The 21,471-nt window shown below is 68.9% G+C and carries 19 protein-coding genes and 1 pseudogene; 7 read left to right on the top strand and 13 right to left on the bottom strand.

Going from position 1 to position 21,471, the window contains the following annotated elements; all coding sequences use genetic code 11:
* The first annotated feature begins 460 nt into the window (after window positions 1–460).
* Window positions 461–1,600 carry an endo-1,4-beta-xylanase gene (locus ABN034_RS23045; protein WP_349693084.1) on the top strand — a complete coding sequence of 380 codons (1,140 nt, stop codon included), beginning with the start codon at window positions 461–463 and terminating at the stop codon, window positions 1,598–1,600.
* 572 nt (window positions 1,601–2,172) lie between these two features.
* On the opposite strand, the pseudogene ABN034_RS23040 reads toward ABN034_RS23045, so the two are convergent.
* From ABN034_RS23040 to ABN034_RS23030, 3 genes and pseudogenes are all read right to left on the bottom strand, one after another.
* Window positions 2,173–2,973 (bottom strand): annotated as a pseudogene (locus tag ABN034_RS23040) (IS5 family transposase).
* Between the two features lie 296 nt (window positions 2,974–3,269).
* The gene (locus tag ABN034_RS23035) at window positions 3,270–3,587 is read right to left on the bottom strand and encodes a VOC family protein (RefSeq protein WP_349693083.1); all 318 of its coding nucleotides are present in this window, start codon (window positions 3,585–3,587) and stop codon (window positions 3,270–3,272) included.
* Complete coding sequence (locus tag ABN034_RS23030; RefSeq protein ID WP_349693082.1) at window positions 3,544–3,975, bottom strand: 4a-hydroxytetrahydrobiopterin dehydratase; 432 nt, start codon at window positions 3,973–3,975, stop codon at window positions 3,544–3,546. The genes ABN034_RS23035 and ABN034_RS23030 overlap by 44 nt, the downstream gene beginning before the upstream one ends.
* 345 nt (window positions 3,976–4,320) lie before the next feature.
* Here ABN034_RS23030 and ABN034_RS23025 point away from each other — a divergent pair, with 345 nt between their 5' ends.
* Complete coding sequence (locus tag ABN034_RS23025) at window positions 4,321–4,653, top strand: VOC family protein (protein WP_349693081.1); 333 nt, start codon at window positions 4,321–4,323, stop codon at window positions 4,651–4,653.
* Between the two features lie 74 nt (window positions 4,654–4,727).
* On the opposite strand, the gene ABN034_RS23020 is transcribed toward ABN034_RS23025, so the two are convergent.
* Together ABN034_RS23020 and ABN034_RS23015 are read right to left on the bottom strand one after the other, a co-directional pair.
* A complete protein-coding gene (locus ABN034_RS23020) occupies window positions 4,728–5,216 on the bottom strand; it encodes a GNAT family N-acetyltransferase (protein WP_349693080.1) in 489 nt (162 codons plus the stop codon).
* 44 nt (window positions 5,217–5,260) lie between these two features.
* Window positions 5,261–5,875, bottom strand: a complete 615-nt coding sequence (locus ABN034_RS23015) for a DinB family protein (RefSeq protein ID WP_349693079.1) — start codon at window positions 5,873–5,875, stop codon at window positions 5,261–5,263.
* Window positions 5,876–6,031: 156 nt separating this feature from the next.
* Here ABN034_RS23015 and ABN034_RS23010 point away from each other — a divergent pair, with 156 nt between their 5' ends.
* Window positions 6,032–7,678 carry an SAM-dependent methyltransferase gene (locus ABN034_RS23010; RefSeq protein WP_349693078.1) on the top strand — a complete coding sequence of 549 codons (1,647 nt, stop codon included), beginning with the start codon at window positions 6,032–6,034 and terminating at the stop codon, window positions 7,676–7,678.
* A 7-nt stretch (window positions 7,679–7,685) separates the two neighbouring features.
* Window positions 7,686–8,345 (top strand): class I SAM-dependent methyltransferase, encoded by a 660-nt coding sequence (locus tag ABN034_RS23005; protein WP_349693077.1) that lies wholly within the window; start codon window positions 7,686–7,688, stop codon window positions 8,343–8,345.
* Between the two features lie 286 nt (window positions 8,346–8,631).
* Here ABN034_RS23005 and ABN034_RS23000 read toward each other — a convergent pair whose 3' ends face one another.
* Both ABN034_RS23000 and ABN034_RS22995 read right to left on the bottom strand, forming a co-directional pair.
* Window positions 8,632–9,978, bottom strand: a complete 1,347-nt coding sequence (locus ABN034_RS23000; protein ID WP_349693076.1) for a lytic transglycosylase domain-containing protein — start codon at window positions 9,976–9,978, stop codon at window positions 8,632–8,634.
* Window positions 9,979–10,127: 149 nt separating this feature from the next.
* A complete protein-coding gene (locus ABN034_RS22995) occupies window positions 10,128–10,730 on the bottom strand; it encodes an AAA family ATPase (protein WP_349693075.1) in 603 nt (200 codons plus the stop codon).
* Window positions 10,731–10,987: 257 nt separating this feature from the next.
* Between ABN034_RS22995 and ABN034_RS22990 the strand changes: the two genes are divergently transcribed.
* On the top strand, window positions 10,988–12,289 hold the full coding sequence (locus ABN034_RS22990; protein ID WP_349693074.1) for a PrsW family intramembrane metalloprotease: 1,302 nt from the start codon (window positions 10,988–10,990) through the stop codon (window positions 12,287–12,289).
* Window positions 12,290–12,308: 19 nt separating this feature from the next.
* Here ABN034_RS22990 and ptsP read toward each other — a convergent pair whose 3' ends face one another.
* Genes ptsP through dhaK form a run of 3 tightly spaced genes read right to left on the bottom strand, consistent with a single transcriptional unit; the run spans window position 12,309 to window position 16,598 of the window.
* Window positions 12,309–14,852: a phosphoenolpyruvate--protein phosphotransferase gene (ptsP, locus tag ABN034_RS22985; RefSeq protein WP_349693073.1), complete on the bottom strand. Its 2,544-nt coding sequence runs from the start codon at window positions 14,850–14,852 to the stop codon at window positions 12,309–12,311.
* A 32-nt stretch (window positions 14,853–14,884) separates the two neighbouring features.
* The gene (dhaL, locus tag ABN034_RS22980) at window positions 14,885–15,562 is read right to left on the bottom strand and encodes a dihydroxyacetone kinase subunit DhaL (protein WP_349693072.1); all 678 of its coding nucleotides are present in this window, start codon (window positions 15,560–15,562) and stop codon (window positions 14,885–14,887) included.
* Window positions 15,563–15,596: 34 nt separating this feature from the next.
* A complete protein-coding gene (gene dhaK / locus ABN034_RS22975; protein ID WP_349693071.1) occupies window positions 15,597–16,598 on the bottom strand; it encodes a dihydroxyacetone kinase subunit DhaK in 1,002 nt (333 codons plus the stop codon).
* Window positions 16,599–16,781: 183 nt separating this feature from the next.
* On the opposite strand from dhaK, the gene ABN034_RS22970 reads away from it, so the two are divergent.
* Both ABN034_RS22970 and ABN034_RS22965 read left to right on the top strand, forming a co-directional pair.
* Entirely contained in the window at window positions 16,782–17,078 is a 297-nt protein-coding gene (locus tag ABN034_RS22970; RefSeq protein ID WP_349325777.1) for a type II toxin-antitoxin system VapB family antitoxin, read from the top strand.
* A gap of 26 nt (window positions 17,079–17,104) precedes the next feature.
* The gene (locus tag ABN034_RS22965) at window positions 17,105–17,668 is read left to right on the top strand and encodes a LytR C-terminal domain-containing protein (RefSeq protein WP_349693070.1); all 564 of its coding nucleotides are present in this window, start codon (window positions 17,105–17,107) and stop codon (window positions 17,666–17,668) included.
* Window positions 17,669–17,675: 7 nt separating this feature from the next.
* Here ABN034_RS22965 and ABN034_RS22960 read toward each other — a convergent pair whose 3' ends face one another.
* From ABN034_RS22960 to ABN034_RS22950, 3 genes are all read right to left on the bottom strand, one after another.
* Window positions 17,676–19,178: a potassium/proton antiporter gene (locus ABN034_RS22960; RefSeq protein WP_349693069.1), complete on the bottom strand. Its 1,503-nt coding sequence runs from the start codon at window positions 19,176–19,178 to the stop codon at window positions 17,676–17,678.
* Between the two features lie 381 nt (window positions 19,179–19,559).
* Window positions 19,560–20,156, bottom strand: coding sequence for a hypothetical protein (locus tag ABN034_RS22955; protein WP_349693068.1), 597 nt, complete (start codon window positions 20,154–20,156; stop codon window positions 19,560–19,562).
* Between the two features lie 264 nt (window positions 20,157–20,420).
* Window positions 20,421–21,413, bottom strand: a complete 993-nt coding sequence (locus ABN034_RS22950; RefSeq protein WP_349693067.1) for a TerC/Alx family metal homeostasis membrane protein — start codon at window positions 21,411–21,413, stop codon at window positions 20,421–20,423.
* Window positions 21,414–21,471 lie beyond the last annotated feature (58 nt).

Below are 21,471 nucleotides of genomic sequence, written 5' to 3'. Positions count from 1 at the left end.
AGTGCGGATCCCGGAGAGCTACGGCATCGCGAAGAACAACCTGCACAACATCCCCGAGATCTTCCCGGAGTCACACATCTGGGCCTGCCCGGCCAACACCAACCCGGAGCAGTGGTACTTCTCCTAGATGACCTAATCCAATGGGTCACTGGCTCGACCTGGAACGACGGCGATTACATCCACCTCGAGTCTCGATCCGCAGACTCCAGCACATCCTCGCCCGACCGCCGCCCCTGGCACGACGGCAAGCCCGACGCACCTAGCCCGCGACGCCTCACCGCCTACAACCGAGTGCCTCGGTGGTTCCCGTACACCAGCGACTCCGGCGACGCACGACTACGAGACAACACGTACTAGAGGTAGCCAATAATCACAACCGAGAGGCGAAAGGCCAATGACGCCACGCTCACACAACACGACACCCAGCCAGCCGACAGCCCGGCGAGCATTTCTGGCCGCAATGGGCGCGATTCCGCTGGCCGCAACGGCGGCTTCGGCCGTGGCAGCACCCAAGGCCCGTGCGTCCTCACCCTCGATCGGGGGTGAGGACGCACTGACGCTCGACCCTCTCCACGAGGCCGTTCCCTTCCCGCTCGGCACCTGCGTTGAGCACCAGGACATGATTGGGGTGCCGGGGAAGGTGCTCTCACGGCACTTTAGCCAGATGACTGGCGAGAATTATACGAAGCCGTATGCCTGGTACAACGATGCCAAGCAGTTCGTCGGCAGCGCCGGGGCGACGGAGATCATGGACTACGCGCAGGCCCACGGTATGCGAGTCTATGGCCACGTACTGGTGTGGCATGCCCAGACGCCTGCCTGGTTCTTCCAGAATGACGACGGCGCGCCGCTCACAAACTCCCCGGCAGACCAGGAGATCCTGCGCGGGCGCATGCGCACCCACATCTTCTCGGTGGCGAGGTATCTGGCGATGGGTTGGGGACCGTTCGGCTCGGATACCAACCCACTGGTCGCCTGGGAAGTGGTGAACGAGGTGATCGACAACGGCACGTCTCACGCCGACGGCATGCGGCGCAGCGACTGGTATCGGGTGCTCGGCGAGGAGTTCGTCGACCTTGCGTTTGAGTATGCGGATAGGGCGTTCAACAAGGTCTACGCCGATCGTTCGGCGGACCGGCCAGTGACGTTGTTTATCAACGACTACGGCACCGAGAACGCTGGCAAGCGGGCACGGTATCTCGCGCTGGTCGAGCGGCTGCGGGGACGCGGCGCACCGCTGGACGCTGTCGGCCACCAGTTCCACGTCAACCTCACCACCCCGATCGCGGCCCTCGACGCCGCACTCGACGATGTCGCGGCCCTCGGCCTGGAACAGGCCGTCACCGAGCTCGATGTGCCAACCGGGGTCCCGGTGACCCAACCGAGACTGGTCGAGCAGGGCTACTTCTACCGCGACGCTTTCCGGGTCTTCCGAGAGCACGCCGACAGCCTGTTCTCCGTCTCGTTCTGGGGGATGAATGACGGTGGCAGCTGGCGACGCGAAAGCGGCGCTCCGTTGCTGTTCACAGACGAGTTCACCGCCAAGTACGCTTTCTGGGGCGTCGTAGATGTCGAGCTGCCGCCTAGGCCGCCTAGCTGAGTGGTCCGACCAAGGACCTAGACGGCCAAGGACTCACGTCTTATTGGACCAGCGTGGTCCAGGCTGCCCATGGCCGACAGTAAACCGCTGCAAGCCCTGGCCCAGGAACGTTGGATGTCGGCCGCATCCAACGTCCCACGGCCACCCGATCGGTAGAGGCCACAACCAGTCACGGCGCCATTGTCCGGGCCCCGTTATTCACTGACCGCCGGAAGCTGGTCAGGACCGGGCCCCTGGACGACGAGCTCCTCTGCAACGGCGCTTGCCTGCCGGGTTGGCCCCAGCTGACTTCACCCTGGTCGCGCCGATGGCGACCTTGCTCAAAACCAGCTCCGACAGGCCCGCCGCTCGGCCAACCCCATCACCGGGGCCAGCCCTGCGCACGACACGAGGCGCTCGTCATCGAACAGCGGCGTAGCCTTGGACCACGAGTGCGGCGCAGGCCCGACCGGAAAACCCACAATGGAACAGCTGGGCAGACCAGCAGATACGCCACGCCCACCTGCGCCCCGCACAGCTCATGTCGACCAAGGACGGTCACGCCAGCGGCTCCACGGATCGAGGATAAGAGATCAGTTCAGAATGAGTTTGCGTAGGCAGATGATGGAGCAGGCGAGGTTGAGGAGTGCTTGGTGTATGTCTGCTCGGCGTTCGTAGCGGATGCGTAGTCGTGTGAACCCGTGAAGCCAGGCGAAGGTCCGCTCGACCGGCCAGCGGACACACCGAGGCCGGATCCGTGCGCGGTGCCGCGTCTGGCGATGACCGGCGTGATGTTCTTGGCTCGAACCAGGTGACGGTACTTGTCGTGGTCGTAGCCGCGGTCGGCGTAGAGGCGTTGTGGCCGTCGCCATGGCCGTCCGACCAGTCCGCGGATTGCGGGGATGGCATCGATGAGCGGAATCAGCTGAGTGACGTCGTTGCGATGCCCGCCGGTGAGCCTGACCGCCAGCGGGATGCCGGCCGCGTCGGTGATCAGGTGGTGTTTGGAACCGATCTTGCGACGGTCGACCGGGCTGGGACCGGTGTGGTCCCCCCCTTGAGGGCACGCAGATGCGAGGAATCAACCAGCGCATCGGTGAGTTCGAGCAGTCCGGCGGCGCGCAGCTCGGCCAAGAGCGTCTCGTGTAACCGTTGCCACACACCAGCTTCCTGCCATTCGGCCAGCCGCCTCCAGCAAGTCGCACCCGAGGCGCCGAACAGCTTCGTCGGCAGCTTGTCCAGCCGATACCGGTTCGGGTCACGTACAAGATGCCTTCCAGCGCGGCCCGATCACTGCACCGCCGGCGGCCAGGAAATCGGAAACGCCGCGGCGGCACCGGAGTCAACGGCTCCAGCCGAGCCCACAACTCGTCGGTGAGTACCTCATCACACACCCACCACACCCTTGATCATCATCCGACCCAGGTCACGCACGACACGCCGACTCATTCTGAACTGATCTCTAAGCCCAGTCCCCCGACCACACATCGTCCAACCCAGGCCCTGAAGACGGGCTTGGGCGAACCGGTGATCGATCACGGGCCACCGCACGCCAAGCAGGGGGACGATTTCGGGATCATGCATTCAGCGAAGTCTGACACCGGCGTAGCTGGCGCCACCACTGAGTTACGCCGTCACGTCCTGCTGCAGTTGAGCGTCAGCACGGCGAACCCAGTGAGGTCTTGAGAGGTCATCCCGGTCGGTATTGCGAGTCGCAGAGGACGGTGTCGCCTGGTTGCCAGGTGCACAGGCGGATCGTGTTGCCGTCCGGGTCGGAGAGCACCCAGAACGACGGTGCATGTTGGTCACTGACCAGTGTTCCGCCGGCGGCGAGGGCGGCGTCGATCCGCGGCTGTACCTGTGCGGGGTCGACCCAGACGTCGGGATGCCAGCGTGGCCGGGGCTGTTCGCTACTGGAGCGCTGGAAGTAGATCAGCGGCAGTGCGTGGTGCTGGTCGCCCACGTCACCCCATTCGTCGTTGCCGAGGACGTGGTGCCTGTCCAGCACCGCGGCCCAGAACGGCGCGATCTTCGGGGTAGTCCGGGGTGTCCAGGCCAAACTCGATCCGAGAAACGCTTCGGCACTCGAGTTCGGCGCCCGCTGCCGCGGCGATGTCGCAGACCCGGCGGGCGAGCCTGAGGTCGCGCTCGGTCACGCCGCCGCCGTCGCGGCTGCTCAGCCGGACGTCGACCCGAGACGTACGGAGGTCGAGTTCGGCATGGTGGTTCAACTCCTCAGCAGCCTCCCCGATCGCATTGACGACCTTCAGGCTGGTGACGAAGTCCTTGGTGTGAATCCGGGTCTCGAGCCCGCCTTGACCGTAGTAGAGAAGGAACGCCCAGCCATCGAGTCCGGCATCGGCGACCTGCTGCCCGGTCAGCGCCTCAGTGCTCATCGCTCCGCTCTCCCAACGTGGTGTCCAAACGCGGTGTGGTTCGCGGTCATGGCTGCTCACGATAGGGGAGCTAACCGGCCAGCGCTGTGTCCTGTTTCTCGCCATCCTTGGTCGATGTGCGAGCTGTCCGGACGTTCGGCGTCCTGCCCTGGCAGGACTTTTCAGAGGCGGCCCTGCCAGGTGCACAGGCAGGCCTTGTTCCGTCCGGATCGGCCAGCACCCAAAACGACGGCGCCCCCTATGCCCTTTCGTGGCTGAACAGGACAGAGGATGTCCCGTACGACTGCCACGCTGGATCCGACGTCGCTTCCGCTTCTCCGCGAGCCAGAGCCAAGGAGCTGACCCATGGTGAGCATCGGAGTGATCTGCCTGAACGCAACCGACTGGAAGCGCGCCGCCCAGTTCTGGGCGGCCGCACTCGGCTACACACCACACCCCCGGGCCGCGGACATCCTGGTTCCGCCTGGCGGTGACGGCCCGAGCCTGGCGCTGTACCAGCGGGATCGTACGCACCTGGATCTTCACACCGCGGATCGTGCCGAACAGCAGGCCGAGGTCGAGCGGCTCCTCTCCCTGGGCGCGCAACGGGTGCCCGACTGGCCCTATCCGGATGGGGCGGACTTCCTGGTGCTCCGCGACACTGAGGGAAACCTGTTCTGCGTGCTCGACCACGAATGATCCAGTCGCGAACCGAAGGACCTAGGGTCGTGGACCATAGCCACGCTGGTCGACACGCGCCCAGAAACACCGGGTCAGAGGCGCTGGTACATGACGTGGAGGCCGACGCGTCCGAGCGTGGGGTGTTCGAACGCCTCGGGCACCGTCCCGATGATCTCGAACCCGATCGCCTTCCACAGGCGTACGGCGGCGAGATTGGATTCCACGACGGCGTTGAACTGCATCGCGGCATAGCCGTGGTCGCGGGCCCAGGAGAGTACGTGTCCCCCGAGCGCCCGACCGACTCCTCGACCGCGCGCACTGCGGGCGACCATGAAACTCGCCGTGGCGACGTGCGAGCCCCGCCCCGGACGGTTGGGACCCATCTTCGCCGTACCCACGATCCGCCCGTCGTCCTCGACCGCCACGACCGTCGCCCCGGGTGGGCGCTCGACCCAGATGGCCTCCGCCTCAGGCGACGTCCAGTCCGGGTCGTAGGCGTAGGTCTCCCCCGCGGCGACGATCTCGCCGAAGATGGGCCAGATCGACGGCCAGTCGCCGTCGCCATAGTCACGGATGTGCACCCCAGCACCGTACCCAGGACTCTCACGACGATCGAAGGGAACCTTCAGCGCGCCGACCCGTCGCCCGCGGCGTCCTCCGTACCGGTGCCCGCTCGCATCCGAGCGAGGTACGACCGCCAGAACTCCTCGTCCGAACCGTCCGCGTACGGCATGTCCCGGAAGGCGCCGATCGTGCCGTCGAGGAGCTCGCGGACGATGTCGGCGTGCCCCGCGTGACGGGCGGTCTCCCCGACCATGGTGATGAGCGCGTAGCGCAACGAGATCTTCTCGCCCGTCCATCGCGTACCCGTGGCGTCGAGGTCGAGTTCGCTGATCGTCTGGTCGGCGACGGCGCAGGTGCGGCGATAGAGCGTGGCGATGAAGTCGGCCGACTCGTCCTGCGCGGCCCACATGTCGTCGCCATGCATGCCGCGCTCACCTTCGTACCACGGCATCGGGTCGGTCTCCCGCCCGAACGGCCCGCACAGCCACGCCGCCTCCATGCCGGCGAGATGCTTGACGAGTCCGAGCAGGTTGGTCCCCGTCGGATGGGTCATCGGCCGGCGCAGCTGAACGGCGTCCAGCCCTTCGAGCTTCCACAGCACGGCGTCGCGGTGCTGCTCCAGCCAGGCGTGCAGGATCTCCTTCTCGCCGGCCGTGCCGGACGTCGGTGGCACCATCTTCCCTCCATCCGTCGACGTGCCGGGGACCCTACCGCGGGCCGTGGTCAGCGAGCTGCGGCAACGGACAGACGGCCCCACTCACCTCCGCGTCGCCGGTTGAGAGCGCAAAACCTGGTTGCCCGCGGGCGAGCGCTGGGTGAACCATGTGGCCACATGTACCGGATCTCCGGCGTACGCGAGGCCGGTCCGCTCAGCGCCGGCCTGGAGTTGCTCGAAGCTGCGGCACCGGGCTCGATGGACCGCAACGGTCGCGACTTCCAGCACTACTGGTCGCTCGTCCAGAAGAACGCCGAGTCGGTGTGGTGCGCGGAAGACCGCGAAGGTGTGGTGGGGATCTTCCTCGGTACGCCACACCCCAACCGGATGACCTACTACGACGTCGTGGTGAGCCCGCACGTCGATGCGTACCCCGTGGTCGCCGATCTGGTGCGCGCCGGCGCGGCGGCGGCTCACGAGCGGGGGCAGGTGCGCCTGATATCGCACGACCCGTTGGACGGGGCGGAGTTCTACCAGAGCATGGGCCATACGCCGACGATGCGGATCCAGCTGGGCGGCGACGAGCGCTGGGACCGGCGCCGCGCGCTGGTCCGGGCCATGAGCGGTTACCGGCTGTTGGACCTGGACGAGGACGCCACGTGGAACTGGGCGGCGGCACACTTCCGGATCGACCAGGTGGACATCGGCCTCAGGGCTCAGCTGTCCGACCCGGCCGCGCAGCAGTATGCGATGCACATGATGCACGCGTGGGCGGATCCGGGCGACCGGCCGACGTACGTGGTGAGCGGCTACCCGCGGTTTGTGCGTACGAACATCGCCGAACTGCGGCAGGTCGATCCCGGCGTGACCAAGGTGTCCCAACTCCACGACGACACGACGGAGCTGCGGGCCGGAAAGCCCGGGCACGACCTGGTGCCGGCCGCGCGGGCGGAGCCGGTGACGTTCGCGCACAGCATCGTCCCGGTCGACCTCGAGGTGGTGCTGGCCGGTGAAGTGGGGGACGTCGACCTCATCGTCGTCGCCGCGCGGACGCTGCCGCTCACGTCGGGCCGGAGCTTCGCGGTCGAGTGCCGCAAGGGGCGGGACAGCATTGGCGGCCGCCATCCGGTCACGGCCTACACCACCCGCGACGTCGAGATCCGCGTGGGCACAGCGCTTTTTGACGCGCAGAGCTTGCCGATCGACCTCGCCGCACCGGAGCAGATCGTCTCGGTCTACCTCGAAGGTGGCCGCGCGCTGCTCGGCCTCACCCACCCGCCCCACGCCGACCAGCACCGCCGGCGGGCGAGCCAGCCGACGTTGATCTCACGCGCGGAGCACAAGCTGGCCGAGGCACTCGACGTCTTCGGCGTACCGTTGCCTGCCGCGGGTCAAGCGATGGACCTCGGCGCCGCGCCGGGCGGATGGTCGTACCTGCTGGCCGAGCGCGGTCTCACCGTCTACGCGGTCGATCCGGGCAACCTCCATCCGCAGGTCGCCGCCCATCCGCGGGTCGTCCACCTGCGGGCGCGGGCGGAGACGCTCGACCTCGGCGGCACCCGCGTCGACGTGCTCGTCAACGACACCAACCTCGATCCGGTCGCCTCCGCGCAGCTGATGTGCGCGGTCGCCGAGCAGCTGCGTCCGGGTGGCTACGCGATCATGACGATCAAGCTGCCGTCCACCCGCCCTGGACCCGGCATCGCCAGCGCGCATGCCGTGCTGACCGAGGCGTACGACGTCCTCGCCACCAGGCATCTCCCCCACAACCGGCAGGAGGTCACCACGCTGCTCCGCCGTTCCCGACAACGAGCGGTCAGGTGATAACACGATGGCTGGCGAGTACTACTACGCCGAACACCAGGCGGCGTACGAACGGCTTGCACGTGAAGGCAAGTCGGAGTGGAACGACCTGTTCAACGACGATGGTTTTCCGCACCAGGCCTTCCTCGAAACTGCCCTTTCCAGGCTCGAAATCTCTTCCGGTGCCCGCGTACTGGAGTACGGATGCGGCACAGGGCGGGCCGCACGCTTCTTTGCTGCTGAGGGGTTCCGGGTTCATGCCGTCGATCTGATTCCGACCGCGATCACCATGGCGCGCCAGTTCGCCGCGGAAAGCGGACTGACAATCGACTTCGAGGTACGAGATGTCTGTCAGACGACCTTCCAGGCCTCCTACACCCTGGTCGTCGACGGCTTCTGTCTGCAGAGCATCGTCACAACCGACGATCGTTCGAGGCTCTTCGCAGCCGTACGATCCGCATTGGACCGCAACGGTCATTACCTGATCTCGACGGCGATGTACGACCCCGATCGGGTGTACGAGGACGACTGCTCGTACGACCCGTCAACCGGAATCGTTCTCCACAACGGGATGCCGCATCGCAGGCATCTCCGGCCCGAGGCACTCCGGGCCGAACTCGAACAACACGGCTTCCGAATCCTTTCCCAAGAAGGGAACCTTGGCGGAAACCTGGTCTGCGATCTATGAGCCCGTCGCCCCGGAGGACCCTCGCGCCCGGGCCCGGGCCTGGTCCCGCAAATGACCACGCTGAGTAGGTCTTCAGCACCTGGAACAGGTACCGACACCTGTCCAGATACCGCAGACCCACTCAGCGTGGTCATTTGCAGCGGGCCGGCGTGAACTGCTCGCCTGGAAGGTCACGCCCACGAGCATCCCCACGAGCGCGCCCCCGCTCCGCACCAGACAGCTATCGGTTGACGACTCGCTGGCGAGGTCCGGCGCCGCCGTCCCCTTCCTCCGGATGCGCCACTGGCTATGCGGGGTTGGGCGCGGGTGAAGCGGTCGGTGTCGCGTTGGTCGGTTCGGGTTCGGGGCAGGTCGGCGACGGTGTAGGTGTGCCCGTCGGCGTGGGCGACGGGGACGGCGTCGGTGTCGGCGTCGGCTCTGTCGGCGCCGGGCACGTCGGCGAAGGATCGGTCGGCGTGGGCGTCGGGTCCGTCGGCTCCGGAGAAGGCGTCGAGATTGTCGGCGTCGGGTCCGGGCTCTCCGTCGGCGTCGGGTCTTCCGGCGGGTCCGGGTCTTCCGGCGGGTCCGGGTCTTCCGGCGGGTCCGGGTCCTTAGGCGGGTCCGGGTCCTTAGGCGGGTCCGGGTCCTTCGGCGGGTCCGGCGGCGGAGTCGGCTTCGGACCCGAGGGACTCGGCGAAGGTGACGGCGACGGCGAAGTACTCCTCCCGCCTGGACCACTGTCAGGTGGCGAGTCGGAGGATGGGAGGTCGCGGATGGGACCTGGCATGCCCGGAACGTTCGGCAACGACCCGCGTCGCGGCGGTTCGGGTCCCGAGCCCACCGGGCCGTTCTGCGCCGGCACCGCACGCCCGCCGTCCCGGTAGGACGCGGCCCAACCCAGGACCGAACGCAGGTACGCCCCGGACGGGTTGTAGCGCAGGATCGCCCGGGAGAGCCCGGAGGGAGTCGACAGGTCGGCCGAGCCGGCACACAGGTAGCGACCCGCGGCCAGGGTCGCGTCGTAGATGTTGTGCGGGTCGCGGACGCCGTCGTCGTTGCCGTCCGCCGCCCAGGTACGCCACGTACCCGGCAGGAACTGCATCGGACCGACCGCCCGGTCGTACGCCGAATCCCGGTCCAGCCGGCCGTCGTCGGAGTCGCGGATGACGGCGGTGTTCGCGAGCGATCCGTCCAGCCTGGGGCCGAGGATCTCGCCGTTCGTACGACCCTTCGCGTCCACCCGCCCGCCGCGGGCGTGGTTGGACTCGACCTTGCCGATGCCGGCGAGGATCCACCACTGCAGATGGCAGCCAGGGTCCGTACGGGCCAGGGTCGTGGCGGCGCGGCGATAGGCGGCGAGCATCGGCGAAGGAATTCCCAGGACCCGCGAACCGGCCCCTGGTGCACCGTCCACCTTGTCGTTGAGCGCGGCCTCGGCAGCCTCTTCCGCCTCTTCCGGCGTGATCGGTGGGGCTGTCGATCCGAACGGGGTCTTCTCGGAGGACTTGTGCGCGCTCGAGCCCGGCGGACCGCCGAGCATCGTGCGGGGCGCCCAGGCGACGGTCCCGGCAAGTCCTACCACCGCGACCACCATGAGGCACATCACTCGCGCGAGTGCGGGAAGGACCTGCGGCCGGCTGTCGTGTCTGCCCATCACTCTCACCCGTACCGGACTCGACGGCATGGTCGCTGGTCGATCACCTAATGATCGTCGCCGCGTCACGCTACCGGCGCTTGCATGCGGTGTTCAGGTGATCCGTCCGGGCTCGGTCGGACAGGTCCGGTGCTGGACCGGCGAGCGGGTCAGGCGGCGGCGCGAGCGGCGGCCTGGGCGCGGCGCCAGACTTTGCGGTAGGCCTCGAGCCCGTCGAAGCTGAGCGGGCCGGTGGGTCCCGCGGTGATGGCGACGCGTTCCGGCGCGGTGCCCCAGACGGGCACCTTCGCCTCCGACCACACGTCGAGCGCGTCGCGGTAGCTTCGGGTGAAGGTCCGGGCAGAGCAGATCACGAGGCCGGCGGGCGTGCCGTTGGGCACGATCTCCATCAGGGCCTCGACCCTCGGCATCTCGATACCGCCCACCCTGGTGGGAACGACCACGACGTCAGCGCGGCCGACGGCCTTCGCGGTGAGGCGTTCGTGCGCGGGAGGGGTGTCGACGATGACGACATCGTCGGGTTCAGCTTTGTTGAGCGCCCGGGTGAGCAGCCGATCGGTCGGCGCCTCGACAACGGTGATCCGCTCGAAGCGTTCGTCGGCCGCGTGCTCGATCCATTCCGCCGCGCTGGCCTGCGGATCCGCGTCGACGAGGATGGCGGCGCGGCGGTTGGTGGTCGCGAGCGCCGCGAGGTAGACGGAGGTGGTGGTCTTGCCCACCCCGCCCTTCAGAGCAGCTGTTACGACGATCACCTGGCTGACGGTACCGCGAGAGGGCCCCATCTCACGAGAGCCCGGCTGAGCTTGGCCAGCACTACTCACCGTACGTACATATTTGCCTACGTGAGGTATCTGGTCTCGGGAGACGCACCCGCGGGGCCTCACATGGCAGGTGACCAGCGCTGCCTGATCCGGCCACGTCCGCCGACGCGGTCCCTTTCGACACCGTTGATCTTCGCCGCTGCGGTGGCCGGTCACGATCCACAACGGACCCCCTAGGCTCTGTCCGCATGACTGTCCCGCCACCCGGTCACGGCACGCCACCCGGTCACGGCACGCCACCCGGTCACGGCCCGGCTCCTGGTTACGGCCCGCCTCCTGGTCAGAGCGCCGAGCCATGGGGACCCGGCATGGCGGCGCCGCACCATCGACCGTGGGCCGTAAGCCAGCGCCGCAGGGTGTATCCGCCGGTCATCCTGCTCGTCCTCATGGCCGCGTTGATCCTTCCGCTGCTCGGCCTCACCGTCTTCGGGGCGGGCCCCGTCCCCACCGCGCTGGGCACGTTCTTCGCGTTGCTGCCGGTACTCCCGGTCGTGGGCGTGTTCCTGTGGCTCGACCGGTGGGAACCCGAGCCCGGCCGGCTGCTGCTCACCGCGTTCCTGTGGGGTGCCGGCGTGTCCACGGTGGCCGCGCTGGTCAGCAGCTTCGTCCTCGACCTCGCCTGGGTGGCCGTCACCGGAGTCGAAGCGGGTGACGCCCTCGGCGGCATCGTCACCGCGCCCGTCGTGGAGGAGGGCTTCAAGGGGCTCTTCCTGCTGATCCTGGTGCTGGCGAAGCGGAGAGAGTTCGACGGGATCGTGGACGGCATCGTCTACGCGGGACTCGTCGGCGTCGGATTCGCCTTCACCGAGAACATCCTCTATCTCGGTACCGCGTTCTCCGAGGACGGCCTCCAGGGCGGCCTGGTGCTGTTCGGTCTCCGCTGCGTACTCTCGCCGTTCGCGCATCCGATGTTCACGGCCATGACAGGCCTCGCGGTCGGGGCGATGACGCGGAGTACGAACCCCGCGAGGTTCCTCCTGCCGGTCCTCGGCTACCTCGCGGCCGTCTTCCTCCACGCGCTGTGGAACGGCTCGGCATTCCTCTTCAGTGGCGCGGGTTTCCTCGCGTTCTACGTGGTCGTCATGGTGCCGCTGTTCATCGGCCTGGCCATCATCGTGATCTGGCAACGCAAGCGCGAACGCCGGATCGTGGCGATCCAGCTGCCGGGGTTCGTGGCGGCGGGGTGGGTCTGGCCCGACGAGGTACGCCTGCTGGCCAGCCTGTCCGGACGGCGTGGCTGGCGTCGTGCGGTCAAGGCGCGGTGGGGGGCCGATGCGGCCAAGGCGGTCCGCGACTACCAGACGGCGGTGACGGAGCTCGCGTTCTTCGCCGACCGGGCCGCCCGCGGTGCGGTGGGTCGAGACGGCGCGCAGTGGCACGGCGAACTCGTCACCGCGCTGCTCGCGGCACGGCACAACCTCTCCAGCGGCCATCCGCAGGCGCTCGCGACCGCCAGCAGCAGCGTCAGACCGATCCGTTCGTACGGCTGACGGACGCCCGCGGTCTCCCTCAGCCGCCGTACGCCCGGTGCAAGGCTTGCTTGACGCCGGGGATCGACGCGGGGGTCATGGACAGCTCGTCCACGCCGAGCGCGACCAGGCGACCGGCGGCCGCCGGATCGCCTGCCAACTCCCCGCACACCGCGACCTCGCATCCCGCCTGCCGGGCGTCGGCCACCAGCAGCTCGATCACCCGCCACACGGCCGGGTGGTCCTGCCGGTAGAGGTGACCGACCGCGGCGTTGGTCCGGTCCGCCGCCAGGAGGTACTGCGCAAGGTCGTTGCTCCCCACACTCACGAAGTCGACCTCCGCGCAGATCTCGGCCGCCGCGAGCGCGCCCGCCGGCACCTCGACCATGACACCCACCCGGGCAGGACGGGAGTACGCACGGCCTTCGGCAGCCAGCGCGTCGCCCGCGTCGTCGACCAGCTGCCGGAACGCCCGCGCCTCCTCCGGCACCGTCACCATCGGCGCCATCACCGAGACCTCGCCGGTTCCTTCGTACGCCGCGCGGAGAATGGCTCGGACCTGCGTCCGCAGGATCTCGGGGTGGCGCAGGCCGTGGCGGAGCCCGCGCTCGCCGAGCGGCCCGTGGCGGATCGGGTCGAGGGCGAGGGCGGGCAGGAGCTTGTCGCCGCCGACGTCGAGGGTGCGTACGACGACCGGTAGGTCACCCAGTGCCCGCAGGATCGCGGTGAGCTCGGCCACCTGCGCGTCCTCGTCGGGCAACCTGGGCCTGTCGACATACATGAGTTCGGTCCGGAGCAGGCCCACGCCGTCGGCACCCTCCGCCACGGCGGCGCGCGCCTCCGCGGCGCTGGCGATGTTGGCGCTGACGCGTACCCGCCGGCCGGCATACCGGATGGACGTACGCACCGACATCGCGCGCGCGTCGGCGCGTGCGTCGCTGCGTTGGCGGGCCTGTACGAGCGCTGCCTCCCGCGCTGCCGGTGCGGGGTCGACGTGCACGCTCCCGGCCTGGGCGTCCAGGATCAGGGTGGTGCCGTCGGTGAGTTCGAGGATCGGTGGGCCGAGCCCGACCACCAGCGGAAGCTCGAGGCCACGGGCGATGATGCTGACGTGGGCGGTCATGCCGCCCCCGGCGAGGGCGATTCCCGCGACACGGGCATCGGCCAGCGTCGTGACGTCGGACGGCAGCAGGTCGGCGGCGACCAGCACCGCGCCCGCGACGTCCTCCGGTGCGACGTGGGGCAGGTCGACGCCCAGTGCGGCGAGAACCGCGCGGCCGATGTCGTCGACGTCGGCCGCGCGCTCGGCGACGTACGACGCGCCGCCGGCCAGCAACTCCCCCGCCTCCTGGACGCTCTGCCACCAGGCGTGCTCCGCCGGCGTTCCGGCGTCGACCTGATCCAGTGCCGTGGCGCGCAGAGTGGGGTCGGCCAGCATCGCCCGGTGAGCGGCGGCGATGTCGGCAGCCGGCCCACTGCCGACAGTGCGGGCACGGGTGGCGAGCTCGGCGTCGGCCCGGTCGAAGGCTGCTTCGAGACGTGCACGCTCGCGGCGGGGGTCGGGCGGCCTGGTGTCGTCGGGCTCCGGAAGGACCGGTGCGCCGCGATGAAGGTGTCGCACCGGTCCGACGGCGGTGCCAGGCGATGCCGGGACCCCGCGAAGGACGCCGGCATCGGAGCTGCGGACCGCGTGCTCGCCGCGTCCCGCTCCTGGCGGTGCCGGTGGTGCAGACGTCGCCTCGGCCGGCTGAGCGGTCGGCGGCGCCTCGGCCGGCTGAGCCGTCGGCGGCGCCTCGACCGGCTGAGCGGCCGGTGGTGGAGCCGCCTCGAGTTCGCCGAAACCGTCGGCGACCATCTCGAGGATGGCGTCGATCGCGGCCTGCGCCCTCGGCCCGGTGGCGACGAGCCCGATCTCGTCACCGGTCCGCAGACCCTGGGCGACGACGCCGAGGACGCTGCGGGCATCGACGCCGGGCTGGCCGATCCGTCCGACGGTGACCGTCGCCGACTCCGTATACCCGCTGGCGAGCCGTGCCAGGTCGGCCGCCGGCCGGGCGTGAAGGCCCGCGGGATTGCGCAGGACGGCGGTCGCCGTGACCTGAGCCGTCTCCTCGTACGGACGGGATGACTCTTCCACCCCGGGCCCCTGGATACCGGCTGCCTGCGTACCGGCCCCCTGCGTACCGCGCGCCTGCGTACCGGCTGCGGTTGCGGCCTCGACCACCTGGTCGAGCGTGCCACCGCCAGCGGCCGTCGTCGCGGCCGCGAGAGCACCTTCGACCAGGGGCGCGTCGACGACCCGCACCAGGTCCACCTGCGAGGGGTCGAGCGTGTCCCGCACCATGTCGGCAGTCATCTGGGCGCTGCCGAGGTCGTAGAGCACGACCACGCCGCTGACGCCGGCCGCGTCTGCCAGGACGTCGCTGACGGCCACCTCCACCTTGGCGAAGCTCGTGCCGACCCCACCCTCGTCCGTACCTCCCGCGGCGACGATCGGGACCTCGGGCGCCATCTGCGCGGCGAGGGTACGTACGCCCACAGCCAGCTCGGCCACGTGCGCGACGAGAACGAGTCCGACGGTCATGGCAGTCGAGCGCAGCGATCCACCGGGCACCTCTAGGCCTGGCCCGCGGGCTCTGCCGGTCCCCCACCGCCCGTCCCACGGGCGGCGACGTCGGCCATCGCCCGGAACAGCATCGCGGTCGACGTCGCGCCCGGATCCTGGTGTCCCGCACTGCGTTCGCCGAGGTAGCTGGCGCGGCCCTTGCGGGCCACCAGCGGAACCGTGGCCCGCATCCCCTCCTCGGCGGCGTCGGCCGCGGCGGCCAGCGCCCCGGCGAGCGGTGTTCCCGCCGACACCGCCTGCTCGGCCGCCCGCGCCGCCGGCTCCCAGGCGTCGACCATCGTCTTGTCTCCGGCCACCGCCTTGCCTCGGGCGACCACCCCGTCGAGGCCGGCCCCGATCGCGGCAACGACATCGGGAGCGTCGAGTGCCGGCTTGCCACGGAGCGCACCGGAGGCCCGGAGGAACGCGGTGCCGTAGAGCGGCCCGGCCGCCCCGCCCACCTTGGACACCAGCGCCGTGGCGACCCTGCGGAGCACCTCCGCCGGCGCGACCTCGTCCGGCGCGTCGGCGAGTTCCGCCATCGCCGCCTTCATCCCACGGTCGAGGTTCTCGCCGTGGTCGGCGTCCCCGATGGCGGCGTCGAGATCGATGAGGTACGCCCGGTTCGCCGCGATCACCTCGGCGTACGCGGTCACGAAGGTCACGAGGTCCTGCGTCGTCACGGCCACGTCCTCATCCTCTCGCCGCGTACCCGTTCCGCGTTCAGACGCCCCACCGCAACGCCGGCGTGTGGACGGGCGCGTCCCAGAGCTCGACCATCTCCTCGTCGAGCTTCAGCAACGTGATCGACATGCCCTGCATCTCCAGGGAGGTGATGTAGTTGCCGACCAGCCGGCGTTCGACCGTGATCCCCTGCGCGGCCAGGAGCTTCTCCACATGGCCGTAGGCGAGGTAGAGCTCCATCAACGGCGTACCGCCCATGCCGTTCACGAAGAGCAACACCCCGTCGCCGGAACCGAACGGCAGGTCTGCCACGACCGGCCCGAGGAGACGCTCGACGATCGCGTCGGCCGGTTCGAGCGGCAGCCGCTCCCGGCCGGGCTCGCCGTGAATGCCGATCCCGATCTCCATCTCCTGCTCGCCCAACTCGAACGTCGGCTTGCCGGCATGGGGAACGGTGCACGACGTGAGGGCCATGCCCATGCTGCGGACCCGGGCGTTGACCCGCCGGCAGAGCGTGGCGAGCGCCGGCAGGTCGTCGCCGCGTTCGGCGGCGGCACCGATGATCTTCTCGGCGAGCACCGTGCCGCCGACGCCACGGCGTCCCGCCGTGTAGAGGCTGTCCTTGACGGCGACGTCGTCGTCGATCACGACCGCCTCGACGCTGATGTCCTCGGCCGCGGCCAACTCTGCGGCGGTCTCGAAGTTCAGGACGTCGCCGGTGTAGTTCTTCACGATGTGGAGTACGCCCGCACCGCCGTCCACCACCCGGGTGGCCGCGAGGATCGGATCCGGTGTCGGCGAGGTGAAGACCGGTCCCGGGCAGGCCGCGTCGAGCATGCCCCGCCCGACGAATCCGCCGTGCAGGGGTTCGTGCCCGCTGCCGCCGCCGGACACGACACCGACCTTGCCGGGTCTCGGCGCGTCCGTTCGTACGACGAATGTCGGATCGAACTCCACCCGGAGCAGGTCGGCATGGGCGGCGGCCAGACCGGCCAGGGACTCCTCGACGACGGTCGACGGATCGTTGATGATCTTCTTCATCCTCACTCCATCCCGCGGCACGACGGCGTACCCGATCATCGCATCGACGTTTTGCTCAGCGCCGCCATGCCACACGGGCGCCTCACCAGATCGTAGGGAACTGGTGGAATTGTCATTGTTTCGAAAATGGGCGCCCAGCGTCTCCAATCGGCCACCCAGCGCTGCCTACTACACTGCCGAGGCGTGATCTTCAAGCGAGTCGGCGACGGTCGCCCCTACCCCGATCACGGAGCGACCCAACGCGACTGGGCTCAGCTCCCACCCCGCCCGATCAGGCTCGACCAGCTGGTCACGACCAAACGCACCCTTGATCTCGACACATTGTTGGCAGAAGATTCCACCTATTACGGCGATCTCTTCGCGCACGTGGTCGAATACCGCCAAGAGCTTTATCTTGAAGACGGACTGCACCGGGCGCTCCGCGCGGCTCTGCACCAGCGGATGGTGCTCCACGCCCGCGTGCTCCGACTCGAAGGCTGAGCACGCTGCACGGGGAAAGGTCCGAGATGACGCCCTACGACTCGATGGAGATCCGGCGCAGGCGGCGTCGACGGATTCGTGGACCTTTCACCCTGCTCGTCCTCCTGGGTCTGTTGTCCAGCGCCGCGTGGTACGGCTGGGACTCCGTACTCAACGTCGCACCCGCGCCCAGTCCCACCCAGGTCTGCTCGACACCGAAGCCCGAGGAGAAGCAGCGGATCAGCGCGCAGACCGTCACGTTGAACGTCTACAACGCCGGCAAGATCAGCGGCCTGGCCGATCGCACGGCCGACCTGCTCCGCCAGCGCGGATTCACGATCGCGAAGGTGGGCAACTCTCCGTACGACGCCAAGATCAAGACCGTCGAGGTCCGTGGTCGGCACAAGGACGCCCCCGAGGTCCTGCTGGTCGGCGAGCAGCTCTCCGGCGAGACCCGGCGTGGCGATGAGCGCACCGACACCTCGGTCGACGTGATCCTCGGGAGCGAGTACGCCGGGTTGGTCTCCAAGGCCCCGAAGGCCATGGAGGTCGACACCCGGGTGCCCGTCTGCGTGACGATGACGCCCACGCCGATGGCCCTGGGGGGCTAGGCCTGGGCTAGGCCTGCCCGCGGCTCCGGCCGAGCCAGTCTGCGAGCCGGCCCCCGCGGCTGACCGCCCGGAGCCGTCGTTCGGTCGCCTCGCGCAACCGGCGTGGCGTGACAACCAGAACGTCGTCAGCCTCGCGCAGCACGGTCGTCTGCGTGGGCACCATGCTGCGTCCCTCGCGGACGACGAGGGCGACCGAGGCGCCCCGCGGCAGGCGGATCTCGCCGACCTCGACACCGGCGAGGCGCGATGCGGGGAAGATCCGGACCTGCAGCAGGTCGGCCTCGACGCGTTCCAGCGGCGCCGCCTCGATGTCGAGGTCGCGTACCTCGTCCTCACCGTGGATCCGGAGCAGCCTCGCCACGACCGGCAGTGTCGGCGCCTGCACGAGCGTGAAGGCGACCACGAGGACGAAGACCATGTCGAAAAGCCGGTCCGCGCCCTCCAGGCCGGCCGCCATCGGGATGGTCGCGAGAACGATGGGGACGGCGCCGCGCAGGCCTGCCCACGACAGGAACAGGTGTTCGGTGGCAGGAATCCGGAACGGCAGCAGTGACAGCACGACCGACACCGGCCGGGCGAGGAACGTGAGCACCACGCCGGCGACCAGCCCGGCGACGACCTCGGAGAGTCCGAGCCGCGACGGCCAGGCCAGCAGACCCAGCATCACGAACAGCCCGACCTGCGCCAGCCAGGCAAGTCCTTCGATGAACGAACGCACGGCCGGTCGGTGCGGCAGCTCGGAGTTGCCGAGGATCAGCGACGCGACGTACACGGCCGCGAATCCGCTGCCGTGCAGGGCCGAGGCGCTGGCGTACGCCAACACGGCGAAGGACACGATGGCGAGTGGATAGAGCCCGGAGGCCCCCAGCGCGACCCGGCGCAGGATCCACGCGCCACCAAACCCCACCAGGCACCCAAGTGCGGCACCCAGGAGCAACTCGCCGAGGATCGTGAGCGAGACCAGACCCGGGTTCTGACTGCCGAGCGACGCCGAGCTGAGGGTCGTCACGATGAGAACCGTGGGTGCGTCGTTCAGGCCGGACTCGGCTTCCAGGATGCCGGCGAGTCGGCGTGGCAGCGGCATTCGCCGCAGGACCGAGAAGACGGCGGCGGCGTCGGTCGGCGACGTGATGGCCCCCAGCAGGAACGCCAACTGCCAGTCGAGCCCGAGCAGCACATGGACGGCGACTGCGACGACGCCGACGCTCAGGCCGACGCCGACTGTCGCCAGGACGACACCCGGAATCATCGCTGGCCGGACATCGGACCAGCGCGTGGTGAGTCCACCTTCGGTGAGGATGATCACCAGCGCCGCGAATCCGAGGGCGTGCGCGAGCTGGGCGTCGTCGAAGTGGATGCCGAGCCCGGACTCGCCGAGCGCGACGCCCATCGCGAGGTAGATCAACAGGCTGGGAAGGCCGAACCGTACGGCGAACCGCACGGCCAGGACACCCAGGAGCAGTACGACAGTGCCGTACAACAGGAACTGGTCCAGCTCGGCGACTGTCACCTTGTGCCTATCCCCCCACCCACCACCTTGCCATCCCCCGACGGATGGCCGCCGGATACGACGAGGGCCCGGACATGACCAGGTGATCGTGTCCAGGCCCCCATCAGGCGGTGGCGGCGGGATTTGAGCCCTCGGAGGGTTGCCCCTCACACGCTTTCGAGGTCTGCGAGCCCACGCCCGGACCGTCCACAGCTGACGACCCCAACCTGTCCGGCTAAGCCTAACGGGTGCCTACGTGCCGCACTCAGGCGTGGTTGGACAGGCTGCCGACCCATGTCGCTGGTGGCGCCCAGCCCAGACCGGGGCATGCAGGAGCGTCCGGCCGACCGGACAGTGCTTCAAGGCTGTGTGGATCAGGTGGGAGCTGTGGCTGGCGTTCCCTCAGTCGAACGTGTCGCGATGGCCACTACCTTTTCTGCGTTCGGCGATGTGCTGCTGGCGCAGGACACGCACCGCTTCCATCTCGGCTGCCTTCGCCGCGTCCTCGGCCGCGGCAAGCTCTGCCAGCACCAGGTCGGCCGGGCGACGGATCACCGTGCCACCCACCGTGGCCATCTCGGAGTCGATGATCTCGGGGTCGAACTCGGTGATGTCCGCAAGGACGACCGCCTTACCGATGCGGGACGAGACGCTCAGCGCGGCGAGCCCACCAAGCTCGCCCGTTCTCTCGGCCATTCGTAGATCCACGGCGGCGGCGATCACGGCCGCTCCACGCCACCCCAGCAACATTCCCAGCGGTCCGCCGAGAATGTCCATCAGCATGCCGATGAGGCTCCCACCGCCGGTCGCGACGCCAGCGACCATGTGGGGGTCAGCGGGCATCTGCAGTCTGTCGTCCGGGGCGCGTTCGATCACGATCCCGCCCCTCAGCTCGATCTGCCCGGCGGCATCGCACGTCCGGAGCAGGCTGAGTGCTTGGCCGGCGGCGTCGGCGTCGGCGCAGCGGACCGTGATAACAACGTCAGTGCCGCGTTCCACGCTTCCCCCGCTCCACCGTCCCCGCCGGGAGCAGCCAGCCGTCGCTGTTACGCCTCCTGGATGCCGTCCCCCATGCAGGGCCTGACGAAACCGAGTGTGCCGCCCGTGCGGACCTGCGGACAGCGCGAGGCCGCTGACGACGGCCAGGCGGCCGATCTGGTCCTCGGGGTGGACGAGCGTCCAGCAGCACGGCACAGGTGATCAGGAGTGAGGACAGGACGAGCACGGTCATGACAATTTCGATGAGGATGTCGGTGAGCATGGTCAGCTCCCGGGTGTGGCTTGTTCAGCGCCGCTGCGGGCGCGCACGCTGGTCAGCGTGACGACCGCCAGGATCAGCACGATGACGGCAAGGGAGAGCGGGGTGGGGACCTGGGGCACGGTGGGCCAGATCCCGTGAGCCCAGTGCAGTACCAGCTTGACGCCGATGAACGCGAGGATGAGCCCCAGCCCGTAGTTGAGGTGGATGAGTTTGCCCAGTGCGGTGTGCAGTACGAAGTACAAGGCGCGCAGGCCGAGCAGGGCGAATGCGTTGGTGGTGAACACCAGGTACGGGTCTTGGGTGATGCCGTAGACGGCTGGGACAGAGTCGACGGCGAAGACCACGTCGGTGGCGAACACAGCGACGACCACGACCGTCAACGGGGTCAGGGCACGTTGACCATCCTCGCGGACCGCCAGCCGGGTGCCGCGGTAGCCGTCGGTGACCGGCATCAACCGACGGAGGAGTCGCACCGAGCGCATCTGCGACACGTCGCGGCTGAAGTTCGACCCAGCCAGCGCTTCGTGCAGGATCTTGACGGCGGTGACGAACAGGATCGCCCCGAACACCAGGAATGCCCAGGTGCCGGCCTGCAGCAGCGCGGCACCGGCCGCGATGAAGATGCCACGCAGCACCAGTGCGCCGACGATGCCGAAGAGCAGCACGCGCTGCTGCAGTTCGGCCGGTACCGCGAAGCCGGCCAGCAAGAGCATGAACACGAAAAGGTTGTCCACCGACAGGGACTTCTCCACCACGAAGCCCGTGACGAACTCCAGCGCCTGAGCACCGCCGAATACCGCCCAAAGGACCACGCCGAACACCAGCGGCAGGGAGAGATAGAACACCGACCAGCCCACGGCCTCGCGCAGCGACACCTCATGCGGGCGGCGGGTCACCAGGAAGTCAGCGGCGACCAAGATGAGGAGTACGGCAATGCTGGCCGCCCACAACAACGGCGTACCAATCGACTCCGACGAGGTAGCTTGAGCAAGCACAGGAGTCCCCTCGAACGGTTGCGTTCGAGGTCTCCTTCACCCGCTGAGGGCGTCATCA

Origin of the sequence: Actinopolymorpha sp. B11F2 (assembly GCF_040195635.1) — a bacterium.
Classification (GTDB): Bacteria; Actinomycetota; Actinomycetes; order Propionibacteriales; family Actinopolymorphaceae; genus Thermasporomyces.
Note: the sequence above shows the minus strand (reverse complement) of the source record. Positions and strands in the feature narration are given on the sequence as shown.